This is a genomic window from Rhizobium cauense (assembly GCF_019511525.1).
Classification (GTDB): Bacteria; Pseudomonadota; Alphaproteobacteria; order Rhizobiales; family Rhizobiaceae; genus Rhizobium; species Rhizobium cauense.
In genome coordinates this window covers 92,962-106,512 of record NZ_JAEUAT010000022.1, presented here as the reverse complement: position 1 = coordinate 106,512, position 13,551 = coordinate 92,962, and the positions used below count along the sequence as shown (strand labels likewise).

Here is a 13,551-nt window from a genome sequence, read left to right as displayed (position 1 = left end):
CTGTCGATCCGCAAGCCTGGCTTACTCAGGCACTCGAGCGCCTCGCAAATGGATGGCCCAGCAGCGAAATCGACGCCCTCATGCCGTGGAACTATGCCGCCTGAACGGCCCCAGCTTGTCGCTTACGTATTGTAGATGTGAGGGCAAAGTCGTAACCCACCGCTGGACGAGGCTGCTATCCCGAATTTTGAATAAAGGGTATCGACCACCGTTTTCTGGTTTTCCTTCGGTACCTCTATCACAACCACCCCGCCGCTCATCGTAGGGCTTTCCGGGGTAACAAGGCTCGCCCCGAGGTCCCTTAATCCCCGCTTGAGTTGGCTTGCAAGCTCCGCGATGCGGGCTTCTATCCGCTGGGGGCCGATCTGCGTGTGTATATCCGCAGTCTCCGCGATCGCTGCAATGGCCGCGTCGTCGCGTTGTCCGAGCGTTTCAAATTTCTTTGCGTTGTCGAGGTCAAGTTCGACCTTGATCTCTCCGGTGTAGCCGATCGTGTTTGGCCATATTCCGCCGGCGCGCCCTTTGCGCACATAGAGGATGCCGACCTCCTTCGGACCCATGAACCACTTGTGCGCGCTGGCTGAGAAGCTGTCGCATCCCATGTCGTGCAGGTTGAGCGCCGACGCGCCCCAGCTCTGGGCCCCATCGACATGGCAATGGATGCCCCTCTCGCGAGCCCTCGCCGCAATTTTCTTGGCCGGGAGCTTCAGTCCACTCACATTGGAGCACTCCGTGAAGCTGACGATCTTCGTTCGGTCGGTGCAGGCCTTGGAGAACAGTTCGACGATCTGTTCGTCACTCTCGGGTAGTCGCGGCAATGCCACGCGCACGACCTTCAGGCCAAACCGCCGGGCCCGGATATCCCACGCCTCGTTGTTTGTAACGTGGTTCTGGTCCCAGATGACCACCTCGTCTCCCGACTTGAAATCGAGACCGTTGGTGATGACGCTGTTGGCTTCGGAGGTGTTTCGAACCAGGGCGATTTCGTCCGGATCGGCTCCGATCTGGGTCGCGACCTTCATTCGGGAACTGGAGAGCCGGTCGTTGAACTGCGCACGGTTATTCAATGAAACGTCGTAGTCTACGACGCGGGTCAACTCAGCCACCTTGGAGGCCACAGACTCGAAGGACGGGCACAGGTTCGCGCTGTTCATCGGAATCGCAGTGTCCGGGAAGATGAACTGGTGACGGACGAGTTCCCAATACATGTCCCCGCTGATCGTTTCTGCATGCGCTGCGGACATGAGTAGGTTTGATGTCGTCGCGACGGTGGCGGCTGCGCCTGCGAACCGCATCAGCGTGCGTCTGGTCATGGAGCCTTGCATCGCACTTCTCCTTGTGTTCGCTAACGGGCTACTGGAGGTCGATGACGACGCGGCCGTCGATCTTGCCTTCCTCCATGCGCGCGAAAATATCGTTGATGTTCTCGAGCTTGTCCCAGCTGAAGTGAGAGGCCACCTTCCCGTCGGCGGCGAAGCCGATGGATTCCTCAAGGTCCTGGCGCGTGCCGACGATCGAGCCTCTCACCGTGATGCGCTTGAGGACCGTGTCGAACACCGGAAGGCTGATCATGGCCGGAGGCAGTCCGACGAGCGACATCGTTCCTTTGGAACGCAGCATGTGGAACGCCTGCTCCATTGCCTGCGGAGACACAGCCGTTACCAAAGCGCCATGCACGCCGCCGACTTCCTTTTGAACCCTGGCAACCGCGTCGGGCTTCCGTGCGTCGACTGTCACATCCGCCCCAAGTTGGCTCGCAAGAGCGAGCTTGCTCTCGGAAACGTCGACCGCAACGACGTGCATTCCCATTGCCTTTGCATATTGGACGGCCATGTGCCCAAGGCCACCGATCCCGGAGATCATCACCCACTCGCCAGGGTTCACCTCGGTCTCCTTGAGGCCCTTGTAGACCGTAACGCCCGCACATAGGACCGGGGCTGCCGGGCCGAAATCGAGTTTGTCAGGAAGGATGCCGACAAAGTCAGGGTCGGCGAGGCCGTACTCGGCGAAGGAGCCGTTGACAGAATAGCCGGTGTTCTGCTGGCTTGCGCACAATGTCTCCCAACCCGTCCGGCAGTGAGAGCAGTATCCGCAGGCCGTATGGAGCCACGGAACGCCAACGCGATCTCCCTCCTTCAGACGCTTCACGGAACGACCGGCCTTGGCGACATAGCCAACGCCTTCGTGGCCTGGGATAAACGGTGGACTTGGTTTGACAGGCCAATCCCCGTGGGCGGCGTGAAGATCGGTATGGCAGACGCCCGTCGCTGCGAAACGTACCAGTATCTGATCATCCGCAGGGTCCGGTATCGGCACTTGCTCGATTACCAGCGGCTTTTTGAAATCGAGGACAACCGCTGCTTTCATCATGTTCGGCATGGTCTTCTCCCAACGATACAACAGCGGCCGGAGGAAAGCACTACAGGACCTCTTATACAAGAGAGCATCATGTTTGTTACACGTATCGCCGGATCACCCGATGGAGTGGTACTGCCCTCAGGCAACGCGTCGCGTGCAGTGACGCAGTGATAGCGCTGGCGCCTCCGTTTCGCGTATCCTACCGTAAGATACATTGGCCTTCGCTTCGATGGGGCTATGCTGCACCTGCTAACTGATCGCGTCTAATAGCGCGGGTTGTTCATTCATAGAGCGGACACAGATCGAGAACACTATCCCGAGAATAAGAACTTGACCCCTCGCCAAGAGGGTGAACGAGGAGCTTTGGCATGCGGCACTCTTCCTATCTTCCCACAGCCGATTTTGTCGCCCAACTCGGCCCGGCTGGTCAGGCCTTCGACTATGCCCTGGATGCTGCCCAACGCGGCGTGTTGTTCTGGGATGTCATGCGCAAGCGCGGCAATCGATATCGCGCTCATGCAGACACTGCGGCGCCGCACGTGCTGAGCTTTACACCCGAGGTCGTGCTCGACGGGCGCACACTCGATAAACCTGTCAACTACGCGCTGGTCCGGATCATCCCACCAGCGGAGACCAAGGTCGACGACGCTCGCCGACCTTTCGTGGTCGTCGATCCTAGAGCCGGTCACGGGCCGGGTATCGGTGGATTCAAGGCGGATAGCGAAATAGGGGTTGCGCTGAGGGCCGGACACCCCTGCTACTTCATTGGCTTCCTTCCGCAACCGGTGCCGGGGCAGACACTGGAAGACATTGCACGGGCCGAAGCGATCTTTCTCGAGAAAGTCATTTCGTTACACCCGCAGGCTGACTCCAAGCCCTGCGTGATCGGAAACTGCCAGGCGGGTTGGGCCGTCATGATGCTGGCTGCCATGCGCCCCGAGTTGTTCGGCTCGATCATCATTGCGGGTGCACCACTTTCCTACTGGGCAGGTGAGCGCGGCAAGTATCCGATGCGCTATACGGGCGGTCTGCTTGGCGGTACGTGGTTGACCGCGCTTACCAGCGACCTCGGTCACGGAGTGTTCGACGGCGCCTGGCTTGTGCAGAACTTCGAGAACCAGAATCCGGCCAACACCCTCTGGACCAAGCAGTATAACCTCTATTCGAAGATCGATACGGAAGCGCCGCGCTATCTCGGCTTCGAGGAGTGGTGGGGCGGGCACGTGAGCCTGAACGCCGAAGAAATCCAGTTCATCGTTGACGAGCTCTTCGTCGGCAACAATCTCGCGGCCGGCCGCATCGAAACGTCCAAGGGCGAGGCGATCGATCTGCGCAACATCCGCGCGCCGATTGTGGTTTTCTGCTCGAAGGGAGACAACATCACGCCTCCCGCGCAAGCGCTCGGGTGGATTCTCGACCTTTATGACGACGTGAACGAGATCCGTTCGCACGGGCAAACTATCGTTTACACCGTGCACGAAACAGTCGGCCATCTCGGGATCTTCGTGTCCGCGAGCGTCGCCCGCAAGGAGCATTCGGAGTTTTCAAGCAATATCGACCTGATCGACGCGTTGCCGCCAGGCCTTTATGAAGCGACCTTCGAGGCGGGGACCGATGAGACCATCGGTGGCGATCTCGTCGAGGGCGATTGGATCATGCGCTGCGAGGCAAGGACACTCGATGACATCCGGGCGCTTGGCTGCAATAGCCCGGAGGATGATCGCCGCTTTGCGACCGTTGCGAGGGTGTCGGAGATTAACCTGTCGCTCTATCGGAGTTTCGTACAGCCTTTTGTCCGCGCAATGATGCCGGAATGGGCAGCCGATCAGTTGCGCGAGATGCATCCGCTCCGGCTGCAATACGAGCTGTTCTCCGACGTCAACCCGATGATGGCACCGATAGCAGACCTTGCCGTCGATATTGCGGACGAGCGGCGCCCGGTTGCGGCAGATAATCCCTTCCTGGCGCTGGAACAAGCATTTTCCAGGCAGATCGTCGCTGGGCTGGATGCCTGGCGCGAAGGCGTGGAGGCCTTGAGCGAGGCGACGTTTCTCGCCGTCTACGGGTCTCCGCTCCTGCAGTCCGTCGTCGGGATCGATCCATCTGATGCAAGGCCGCATCGGCGCGCAAGCAAGACGGGACTGCATCGGCAGGTTCTCAAGACGAAAATTGACGAACTCCGGGCACAAATCGGCAGCGGTGGGCTCCGAGAAGGCTTGGCACGCAGCCTGCTCTATGTCGCCATGGCGAGTGGTGCAGCCGATGAGCGCGGATTTGCCGCGATCCGCCGGATGCGGAGCGCCGAGAACGGAATGCCGGCAATGACGCTGGCAGAATTCAAGGCCCTGATTCGCGATCAGTTCCTCATGCTGGTGATTGATGAAGAGGCTGCCGTGAATGCAATACCGCGGCTGTTGCCAGCGGAAGAGGGTGCTCGCCGCGAAGCATTGTCCTCTCTCCAAAAGGTCTTGAGCGTGCGTGGCCCGCTCTCAGAAGAAGCCGACCGGCGCTGGCAGAGGATTATCGAACTCTTCGACCTTTCCGGAGAACCGCTTGCCGAACTGCATCATCGCCAAGGAAATCCACGCGCCTCGAGACGGTCAGGGGGTCGAGCTAGCTGACACTCGATTTGAAATCGTCTTTCAACATGGAGGATGTGCAGATGCCGAATACGCACGACGTCGGGGAAGAAATCGGCAGTCATCAGAAATACGAGCGGCTGATCGCCAAGGCGAAGCAGGTTCCGCAGATGCGGACGGTCGTTGCTCATCCTTGCGATGAGACATCGCTACGGGGGGCAGTCGAGGCGGCCGAAGTGGGACTGATGCGGCCCGTTCTCGTCGGACCGGGAGAAAAGGTACGTGCGCTTGCCAAATCGTGCGAGCTTGATATTTCGCCCTTCGAGCTGATCGATGTGCCGCACAGCGATGCGGCCGCAGCGAAAGCGGTGGAGATCATCCGGGAAGGCGGTGCCGACCTGTTGATGAAAGGAAGCCTGCACACGGATGAACTCATGCGGGCCGTGACCTCGTCCACGACGGGGCTCCGGACGGCGCGCCGGATCAGCCATGTCTTTGTGATGGATGTGCCCAACTATTCGGAAACGCTTTTCATCACCGATGCCGCAATTAACATTGCGCCGGATCTCGATGCCAAGCGGGACATTATCCAGAACGCGATCGATCTTTTCACACATGTGGGCCTTGGTGTGCCCCGGGTGGCAATCCTTTCGGCGGTCGAGACTGTCACGTCGAAGATACCGTCCACCATCGACGCAGCAGCCCTCTGCAAAATGGCCGAACGGGGACAGATCACGGGCGGCATACTCGATGGGCCGCTTGCCTTTGACAACGCTATCGATCCGGAGGCCGCCCGGATAAAGGGCATCCAGTCGCCTGTAGCCGGTAGCGCTCAGATCCTCGTCGTTCCAAATCTCGAAGCCGGCAACATGCTGGCAAAGAACCTGACCTTCCTCGCGAGGGCGGACGCGGCGGGCATCGTCCTCGGTGCGCGGGTGCCGATAATCCTGACTTCGCGAGCGGATTCGGTCAGGGCGCGTCTTGCCTCGTGCGCTGTCGCAGTCCTCTTCGCCGATGCGCGCCGTCGTACGGCGCCGATACAGGGCGGTTGATGCCATGGACACGATCCTCATTGTGAATGCCGGTTCGTCCAGCCTGAAGTTCGAGGTTTTCTCGGTCGCGAACTCGCTGGTTCGGCTGGTCAAGGGGCAGATGGAGGGGATCGGAACGACGCCGCATCTGACCATCAAGAGCAGTGACGGAGAGCAACTGGCGAACGAAAACTATCCCCTCGAAACCGTTCCCGACATGCTGGCGGCGATGCGCCTGGTGGGGGAATGGCTCCGTCAACGGCCGCAGGGCCAGCTGATTGCCGTCGGCCATCGCGTCGTTCATGGCGGACCGAACCATGCGCGCCCGGCACGCATTACCGACGATTTGCTGCGTGAACTGGAACGGTACACGCCGCTGGCGCCCTTACACCAACCCAGCAACCTTGCTCCGATCCGCGTGCTGCTGGAGCGCCAGCCGCACCTTGCGCAGATTGCTTGCTTCGACACGGCCTTTCATCGCAGCCATGATCCCATGACGGACCACTATGCCATTCCGGCGCGTTATTTCGACGAGGGTGTCCGACGCTACGGCTTTCATGGACTGTCCTACGAATATGTCGCCGGAAAGCTGGCCGAGATCGCACCCGGCGTCGGTAGGGGACGGGTTATTGTTGCGCATCTTGGGAGCGGTGCATCGATGTGCGCGTTGTATCAAGGGCTAAGCATCGAAAGCACGCTCGGCTTCACGGCACTCGACGGCCTCCCGATGGGTACGCGATGCGGACAGATCGACCCTGGTGTGCTTCTCTACCTCCTGCAGCAACACGGAATGACAGCGCCGCAATTGCAGGACCTACTTTACAAGGAGTCCGGGCTTAAAGGGCTCTCCGGCATCAGCAACGATGTTCGCGCGCTGCTTGCCAACGACGACGCAGGCTCGCGGCTCGCGCTCGACCATTTCGTGCATCGCATCGGCCTCAATGCGGGAATGCTGGCAGCAGCACTCGGCGGTCTGGACGCTTTCGTGTTTACCGCTGGCGTCGGTGAGAATTCGGCGGTGATGCGCGCACGGATCTCCAAGAAGCTGGGCTGGCTTGGAGTGTCCCTTGATCCGGTGCGAAACGAGGCAGGCGACCTGCTTGTTTCGAACGAGGACAGCAAGGTCGCCGTCTATGTCGTGCCGACCGATGAAGAGCTGATGATCGCGCGTCATACGCTCGCGCTTATCGCGGCGTAGCGAGATTGCGCCACACTGCAGGTTTTTTAGGCTGAAGAGAGGGTTGATATGATTCCCGAGGTAAAGGCCAAGCTTCTCGAAGGAAAACGCGGACTGGTGGTCGGCATTGCCAACGACCAGTCTATTGCATGGGGCTGTGCGAGGGCATTCCGCGCCTTGGGCGCGGAACTGGCCGTGACCTATCTCAACGACAAGGCCAGGCCCTATGTCGAGCCGCTGGCCGAGGCCCTGGAGGCATCCATCGTCATGCCGCTCGACGTCGCGGTGCCCGGACAGCTGGAGGCCGTGTTCGACCGCATCACGGAGCAATGGGGCGAGCTCGATTTCGTCGTGCACTCGATCGCCTTCTCGCCGAAGGATACGCTGCAGGGGCGTGTCGTCGATGTGGCCCGCGACGGGTTCCTGAAGACAATGGACATTTCCTGCTGGTCGTTCATTCGGATGGCACATCTCGCCGAACCACTGATGAAGCGCGGCGGTACCCTGTTCACCATGACCTACTACGGCAGTCAGATTGTGGTGAAGAACTACAATGTCATGGGGGTGGCCAAGGCGGCACTGGAAAGCTCGGTTCGCTACATCGCAGCCGAACTCGGACCCAAGGGCATTCGCGTGCACGCCATCTCTCCCGGCCCGCTGGCGACACGAGCCGCCTCCGGCATCCCCGAATTCGACGACCTGCTGAACAAGGCGCAGGAAACGGCGCCGGCCCGCAGCCTCGTCTCCATCGACGACGTAGGCATGGCAACCGCCTTCCTGGCGCATGATGCGGCGCGGTTAATCACCGGCGATACGATCTATATCGACGGCGGCTATCACATCATAGATTAGTTTGCGGTAGTGCTCTGTCCGTTGTTAGCGACCCTGTTCGGTTAACCCGATGGTCTTCTGAAGGGAGACTGGTGAAAAACGAGACACGAGGCGCTTGGCTCTGCCGGTCCACGCTACTGAGATGGCGTCCTCGACCAAGTCCGGATCTGAGAGCTTTTGCGTCTTTGCTCGGTATCGAGCTTGCCGCCTCGCATTTCTCGGCATCGAGGCATTGTTGCATCCCATGTCCACAGCGGCAACCATCGGCAAGGGATCATTCGAAAAGGTCGGGATGATCCGCCTCGATTTGCGGTAACTCGGACAGGATGCCGTTGAGATGCGCGCACATGGCGGATGCCGCAGCGTCGGCGTCGCGCCTGTCGATGGCGGTGATGATCGCCTCGTGCTCTGCGATCAGCCGCATCATGGAATCGGGGTGGCGAAGCTGCAGATTGCAGACGCGATCCATATGGGCCTTGATGTCGGCAATCGCGTTCCAAGCAAGGCTGCAGCCGGCGCCTTCCGCGATTGCGATATGAAACTGCTCGTCCTCGCGTCGGAATGCGTTGTGGTCATGGGCTTCCATGGCAGCTCTCTGCCGGGCAAGAATGGTGTCGATCCGGCGCCGCGTCCAGCTGTCGAAACTGTCGCTGGCGCGACGGACAACGGCGGTCTCAAGCGCCTCGCGGACGAAGCGCGCCTCCATCATCTGCCGTGCCGAGATCCTGACGACCACGGTGCCCCTGTTGGGGCGCACATCCACCAGCTTCGATTTTCCGAGCGCGATGAGCGCCTCGCGCACGGGTTGGCGCGATACGCCCATGCGGGTCGCGATCTCCTGCTCTGATAACCGCGTGCCGGGCGCCAGTTCCAGCTTGATGATCGCCTCTCTCAGGTCACGCTCGACCTGCGCCGCAGCTGTTTCGCCGGTCTCAATCTTCAAGGATTCGAGGTTCATGTCTTTCGTCGCCGTCATGCGTTGACATCCAATTTAAACCACCATACAGTACCATACAATTCAAACGCAACATAAATCCGGGGGCTCAAAACCGGGTAAAAAGGGAGGGCCGGCACGATGTGTCGGCTTGAAGTGTAACGTGCTGTCAAATTTCATTGCGCCTGATTCCAGTGATCCGCGGCTGAACATTAAATCCCGCTACCAGATGCTTGTCGATGGCAAGTCGGTGGATGCCGCTTCGGGCCGAACGATTGACCGCGTCAGCCCCGGTCATGCCGGTGTCGTGGTCGGTACCTGGCCCGAAGCTTCGGCTGAGGATGTGCGCTTGGCGATCGCGGCTGCCCGTCGTGCCTTCGATACCGGCCCATGGCCGCGCATGTCGGGCGCGGAGCGCTCGCGGCTGATGTTCAAGGTGGCGGACCTGATCCTCAAGCACCAGGAAGAGCTGGCCTTGGCCGAGAGCCTGGAAGTCGGCAAGCCGATCGCCCAGGCGCGTGGAGAGATCGGATTCTGCGCCGATCTCTGGTCGTATGCTGCGGGCCAGGCGCGTGCGCTCGAGGGGCAGGCGCACAACAATATCGGTGACGACCGCCTGGGCCTGGTGCTGCGCGAAGCTGTCGGCGTCGTCGGCATCATCACGCCCTGGAATTTCCCCTTCATCATCGCGGCCGAGCGCGTGCCGTGGGCAATCGGCGCAGGATGCACGGTTGTCCTCAAGCCGTCCGAGTTCACCTCGGGAACATCGATCCGCATGGCGGAACTGGCACGCGAAGCGGGTATCCCCGATGGGGTCTTCAACGTCGTCACCGGCTATGGCGACCCGGCTGGCCAGGTGCTCGCCGAGGATCCCGGCGTCGACATGGTTGCCTTTACCGGCTCGGTACGTGTCGGCACCAAGCTCGGCGAGATCGCCGCGCGTAGCGTCAAGCGCGTCGGGCTGGAGCTTGGCGGCAAGGGACCGCAGATCGTCTTTGCCGATGCGGATCTCGAGGCCGCGGCCGATGGCATCGCTTACGGCGTCTATCACAATGCCGGGCAGTGCTGCATATCAGGCAGCCGGCTGCTGGTACAGGAAGGCATTCGCGACGCATTGATGGAGCGCCTGCTCGATATTTCGCGCAAGGTGACCTTCGGCGATCCATTGAACGATCGCACGAAGATCGGGGCGATGATATCCGACGCCCATGCCACGAAGGTTCATTCCTACGTGGAAGCCGGCATCGCGTCCGGTGCCGAGCTGCTGCTCGGTGGTGAGCGCGTCGGCAAGGATACTGGCATCTATTATGCCCCCACCGTGTTTGCTGGCGTTAAGCCTGAGATGTCGATCGCTCGAGAAGAGATCTTCGGCCCGGTGCTTTCGACCTTCACCTTCAAGACCGCGGACGAGGCGGTTGCACTTGCCAATGCCAGCGAGTTCGGCCTCTCCGCGTCGGTCTGGTCGACCAATCTCGAAAACGCGATGCAGAGCATCCGCCGTATTCGCGCCGGCCGTTGCTGGATCAACAGTGTTATCGACGGCACCCCGGAACTGCCGGTCGGCGGATACAAGAAGAGCGGCCTCGGCCGCGAGCTCGGCCGCTACGGCTTCGATGAGTATTCCCAGTTCAAGGGCGTGCATGTGACGTTCGGGCGTCCGGCGCCGTGGTTCGGCTAAAGATCGCGACGCGCTTCAGCAGGGGAATTAAGAGATAGGGCGTTTCCGCTTTTGGGAGAAGGCGGAACGGCCAGGAGGAAAATCTCGGCCGGCGTGATCTTTGGTCGGAGCCCGCCAGCCGAGACTTGGGTCTTTCGACCCGCATTGCACATCCAAAGGGAGGATACGCAAATGAAAGTGACCAGTCTGAAAACCGCAGCACTCGCCGCGGGTCTCGCCACGATGATGACGTCTACGGCATTGGCCGCTGACGTCAAGGCAACAATGATTATCTATCTCGATCCAAGTGTCCAGTTCTTCAACCCTGTGGTAAAGGGTGCGAAGGACGCAGCCGCGCAATTCGGCGTCGATCTCGACGTGCAATATGCCAACAACGACCCGGTTCGCCAGAACGATCTGATCGAGAGTGCGACGGCAAGCGGCGTCGACGGTATTGCGGTTTCTATCTCCTCGTCTGATGCCTTCGATGAAAGCATCTGCGCGGCGGTGAAGTCCGGCATCGTCGTCATCGGTTTCAACAACGACGACCTGGAAGGCGCCAAGGGCAATTGCCGCCAGGCTTATGTCGGCATGAACGAGTTCGCCTCGGGCTACGAGCTCGGCAACCGGATGATCAAGGAGTTCGGCCTGAAGTCCGGCGACGTTGTCTTCAATCCGCGGGAAATCCCCGAGGCGAGCTTCGCGGTCGCGCGTGGCGGCGGCATCGAGAAGGCGATGAAGGAAAGCGGCATCAAGGTCGAAACGGTTCGCGCCGGCCTCGATCCGGCCGAGGCGCAGAATATCATGGCGCAGTTCCTGATCGCCAATCCGGGAGTCAAGGCGCTGTTCGGCACTGGCTCCGTCACCTCAACCGTCGGTGCTGGCGCTATCAAGGACGCAGGCGTGAAGATCCCGTTCGGCGGCTTCGATCTGGCAGTCGAGATCGTCAATGCGGTTGAATCAGGCGCGATGTTTGCGACCATGGACCAGCAGCCATACCTCCAGGGCTACTATCCGATCGCCCAGATCGCGCTCTCGAAGAAGTACGGGCTGACACCGACCGACGTCGACACCGGGCAGGGTGCCTTCCTCGACAAATCGCGCATCAGCTCGGTCAAGCCGCTGATCGGCAGCTTCCGCTAACCGCGTTTCGTGGGAGCCTGCCGGCGATACCGGCAGGTTCTCCGTCTCCAATCGATCGAGTACCAGACCGTGACACCAATTCTCGCAGAAAGTGCCGCGCCCCGATCGCGGACGCAGAAACAACCTGTTATCAGGCAGATCATGGCGATGCCCGCGGGCGCGATCTTCCTTGTTTTCATGACGCTGCAGATCATCTGCATCGCAGGCGCCTTGCTCTATCCCGATCAGTTTCGCTACCTCTCGCCGCAGAACCTGACGATCCTGATGAAGGCGATCCCGGTGCTCGGCTGCCTGGCGCTCGGCGCCGGCGTGCTGATGATCGCAGGCGAGTTCGACCTCTCCATCGGTTCCGTCTACACCTTCACCGCCATCCTGATGGCGAGCCTCGTCGGCGCCGGATTGAGTGCCTTCATAGCCGCACCGCTCGGCGTGCTGGCCGGCATCATGATCGGGCTGCTCAACGGCCACATCACGCTGCGCTTCGGGCTGCCCTCCTTCATTGTTACCTTGGGCGGTCTGTTGTTCTGGCGCGGCGCGGTCCTGCTCTATAATGGTGCCGTCCAGGTGCGCTTCGACCCGGAACCGATCTTTACCAGCCTGTTCTCCGGCACACTGCTCGGTATCAATGCCGCTTTCATCTGGATCGTTCTTTTCGTCGTCGGCTTCCACTATCTCGTCCACCGTCACCGTTTCGGCAACCACGTCTTCGCAACCGGCGGCAATCGCGGCGCTGCGGAGGCGATCGGCATCAACACCAACCGCGTCAAGCTCGTGGCATTCGCGATCGCCGGCGGCATGGCGGCAGTGGCCGGAATTCTTGCCACTGCCCGCGTCGGTAGCGTGCAGCCGGGGCAGGGCGCTGGCTTGGAACTCCAGGCGATCGCCGCTTGCGTGATCGGCGGACTATCGCTGCGCGGTGGGCGCGGATCGATCATCGGCATCTTTCTCGGCGTGCTGCTCATCCACACGATCACCGACGTCCTGCTTCTGCTGCGCGCGCCGGGCTTCTATCTCGATATGTTCATCGCGACGCTGATCGTGCTGGCCGCCATCTTCAACCATCTTATCGAGCGGCGAGGTCTTGCGTGATGTCGGCCCCTAATCTTCTGGAACTGCACAATATCTCGAAAAGCTTCGGCGCGCTGACGGCGCTGCGCAATCTGAGCTTTCATATCGGCGAAGGCGAGGTGGTGGGGCTGCTCGGCGACAACGGCGCCGGCAAGTCGACAACCGTCAACCTGATATCCGGCATTCACAAGCCGACAGAAGGCTATCTCAGCGTCGACGGGAAGAAGACGGCATTTACCTGCCGGTCCGATTCGGCCGATGCCGGCATCGAAACCATCTATCAGCATACGGCGCTGGTGGATTCCCTTTCGATCACCCGCAACATCTTCATGGGTCGCGAACTCACCGATCGCTTCGGCTTCCTTCGGCAACGCGAGATGCGCGAGATCGCCATGGAGGTGCTCCAGAACGCGGTCCACATCTCGGGCATCGATTCCCCCGATACGCTTGTTGGTAATCTCTCCGGCGGCCAGAAACAGGCCGTCGCCATCGCCCGCGCCGTCTACTTCAAGAAGCGGGTGCTGCTTCTCGACGAGCCGACTTCGGCGCTGTCGGTGCGTGAGACGGAGGCACTCCTGAACCAGGTGCTGAAGCTCAAGGCAGAAAACGTCTCCAGCGTATTGGTGACGCACAACATCTACCACGCCTACCAGGTGTGCGACCGCTTCGTCATCATGAGCCATGGCACCAAGGTATTCGATGTTGACAAGGCGGACACGACGATCAACCAGTTGACCGAATATGTCGTGCTCACCTGACCCCATTCCACAGAC

Annotated in this window: 12 protein-coding genes; 9 read left to right on the top strand and 3 right to left on the bottom strand. The window is 60.6% G+C overall.

Going from position 1 to position 13,551, the window contains the following annotated elements:
• Nucleotides 1-104 (top strand): transposase domain-containing protein (locus tag JNB88_RS28840; protein ID WP_220357662.1); only part of this gene is annotated, 104 nt, incomplete at its 5' end.
• An 18-nt stretch (nucleotides 105-122) separates the two neighbouring features.
• Here the strand turns inward: JNB88_RS28840 and JNB88_RS28835 are convergent.
• Both JNB88_RS28835 and adhP read right to left on the bottom strand, forming a co-directional pair.
• Nucleotides 123-1,325, bottom strand: coding sequence for an aminotransferase class V-fold PLP-dependent enzyme (locus JNB88_RS28835; protein WP_220358441.1), 1,203 nt, complete (start codon nucleotides 1,323-1,325; stop codon nucleotides 123-125).
• 28 nt (nucleotides 1,326-1,353) lie between these two features.
• Nucleotides 1,354-2,379 (bottom strand): alcohol dehydrogenase AdhP, encoded by a 1,026-nt coding sequence (adhP, locus tag JNB88_RS28830; RefSeq protein ID WP_220358440.1) that lies wholly within the window; start codon nucleotides 2,377-2,379, stop codon nucleotides 1,354-1,356.
• Nucleotides 2,380-2,726: 347 nt separating this feature from the next.
• Between adhP and JNB88_RS28825 the strand changes: the two genes are divergently transcribed.
• The 4 genes from JNB88_RS28825 to fabI are packed head-to-tail and all read left to right on the top strand — an operon-like array spanning nucleotide 2,727 to nucleotide 7,997.
• Nucleotides 2,727-4,979: a DUF3141 domain-containing protein gene (locus JNB88_RS28825; RefSeq protein ID WP_220358439.1), complete on the top strand. Its 2,253-nt coding sequence runs from the start codon at nucleotides 2,727-2,729 to the stop codon at nucleotides 4,977-4,979.
• Nucleotides 4,980-5,005: 26 nt separating this feature from the next.
• Complete coding sequence (locus JNB88_RS28820) at nucleotides 5,006-5,989, top strand: phosphate acetyltransferase (protein WP_220358447.1); 984 nt, start codon at nucleotides 5,006-5,008, stop codon at nucleotides 5,987-5,989.
• 4 nt (nucleotides 5,990-5,993) lie between these two features.
• Nucleotides 5,994-7,166 carry an acetate/propionate family kinase gene (locus tag JNB88_RS28815; protein WP_220358438.1) on the top strand — a complete coding sequence of 391 codons (1,173 nt, stop codon included), beginning with the start codon at nucleotides 5,994-5,996 and terminating at the stop codon, nucleotides 7,164-7,166.
• Nucleotides 7,167-7,214: 48 nt separating this feature from the next.
• Nucleotides 7,215-7,997: an enoyl-ACP reductase FabI gene (gene fabI, locus JNB88_RS28810; RefSeq protein ID WP_220358437.1), complete on the top strand. Its 783-nt coding sequence runs from the start codon at nucleotides 7,215-7,217 to the stop codon at nucleotides 7,995-7,997.
• A gap of 253 nt (nucleotides 7,998-8,250) precedes the next feature.
• On the opposite strand, the gene JNB88_RS28805 is transcribed toward fabI, so the two are convergent.
• On the bottom strand, nucleotides 8,251-8,952 hold the full coding sequence (locus JNB88_RS28805; RefSeq protein ID WP_037136339.1) for a GntR family transcriptional regulator: 702 nt from the start codon (nucleotides 8,950-8,952) through the stop codon (nucleotides 8,251-8,253).
• Nucleotides 8,953-9,073: 121 nt separating this feature from the next.
• Between JNB88_RS28805 and JNB88_RS28800 the strand changes: the two genes are divergently transcribed.
• The 4 genes from JNB88_RS28800 (at nucleotide 9,074) to JNB88_RS28785 (ending at nucleotide 13,536) form a co-directional block, all read left to right on the top strand.
• Entirely contained in the window at nucleotides 9,074-10,588 is a 1,515-nt protein-coding gene (locus JNB88_RS28800) for an aldehyde dehydrogenase family protein (protein ID WP_220358436.1), read from the top strand.
• A 171-nt stretch (nucleotides 10,589-10,759) separates the two neighbouring features.
• Nucleotides 10,760-11,710 (top strand): sugar ABC transporter substrate-binding protein, encoded by a 951-nt coding sequence (locus tag JNB88_RS28795; RefSeq protein WP_220358435.1) that lies wholly within the window; start codon nucleotides 10,760-10,762, stop codon nucleotides 11,708-11,710.
• A 69-nt stretch (nucleotides 11,711-11,779) separates the two neighbouring features.
• Nucleotides 11,780-12,799 carry an ABC transporter permease subunit gene (locus JNB88_RS28790; protein WP_197066703.1) on the top strand — a complete coding sequence of 340 codons (1,020 nt, stop codon included), beginning with the start codon at nucleotides 11,780-11,782 and terminating at the stop codon, nucleotides 12,797-12,799.
• The gene (locus JNB88_RS28785) at nucleotides 12,799-13,536 is read left to right on the top strand and encodes an ATP-binding cassette domain-containing protein (RefSeq protein WP_113359047.1); all 738 of its coding nucleotides are present in this window, start codon (nucleotides 12,799-12,801) and stop codon (nucleotides 13,534-13,536) included. The genes JNB88_RS28790 and JNB88_RS28785 overlap by 1 nt, the downstream gene beginning before the upstream one ends.
• The last annotated feature ends 15 nt before the right edge of the window (nucleotides 13,537-13,551 follow it).

What these genes read in the sequence shown, in the direction of transcription:
- fabI (WP_220358437.1), top strand. Translation starts at nt 7,215, where the DNA reads ATGATTCCCGAGGTAAAGGCCAAGCTTCTCGAAGGAAAACGCGGACTG.
- JNB88_RS28805 (WP_037136339.1), bottom strand. Translation starts at nt 8,952, where the DNA reads ATGACGGCGACGAAAGACATGAACCTCGAATCCTTGAAGATTGAGACC.
- JNB88_RS28825 (WP_220358439.1), top strand. Translation starts at nt 2,727, where the DNA reads ATGCGGCACTCTTCCTATCTTCCCACAGCCGATTTTGTCGCCCAACTC.
- JNB88_RS28820 (WP_220358447.1), top strand. Translation starts at nt 5,006, where the DNA reads ATGGAGGATGTGCAGATGCCGAATACGCACGACGTCGGGGAAGAAATC.
- JNB88_RS28785 (WP_113359047.1), top strand. Translation starts at nt 12,799, where the DNA reads ATGTCGGCCCCTAATCTTCTGGAACTGCACAATATCTCGAAAAGCTTC.
- JNB88_RS28835 (WP_220358441.1), bottom strand. Translation starts at nt 1,325, where the DNA reads ATGCAAGGCTCCATGACCAGACGCACGCTGATGCGGTTCGCAGGCGCA.
- JNB88_RS28815 (WP_220358438.1), top strand. Translation starts at nt 5,994, where the DNA reads ATGGACACGATCCTCATTGTGAATGCCGGTTCGTCCAGCCTGAAGTTC.
- JNB88_RS28795 (WP_220358435.1), top strand. Translation starts at nt 10,760, where the DNA reads ATGAAAGTGACCAGTCTGAAAACCGCAGCACTCGCCGCGGGTCTCGCC.
- adhP (WP_220358440.1), bottom strand. Translation starts at nt 2,379, where the DNA reads ATGCCGAACATGATGAAAGCAGCGGTTGTCCTCGATTTCAAAAAGCCG.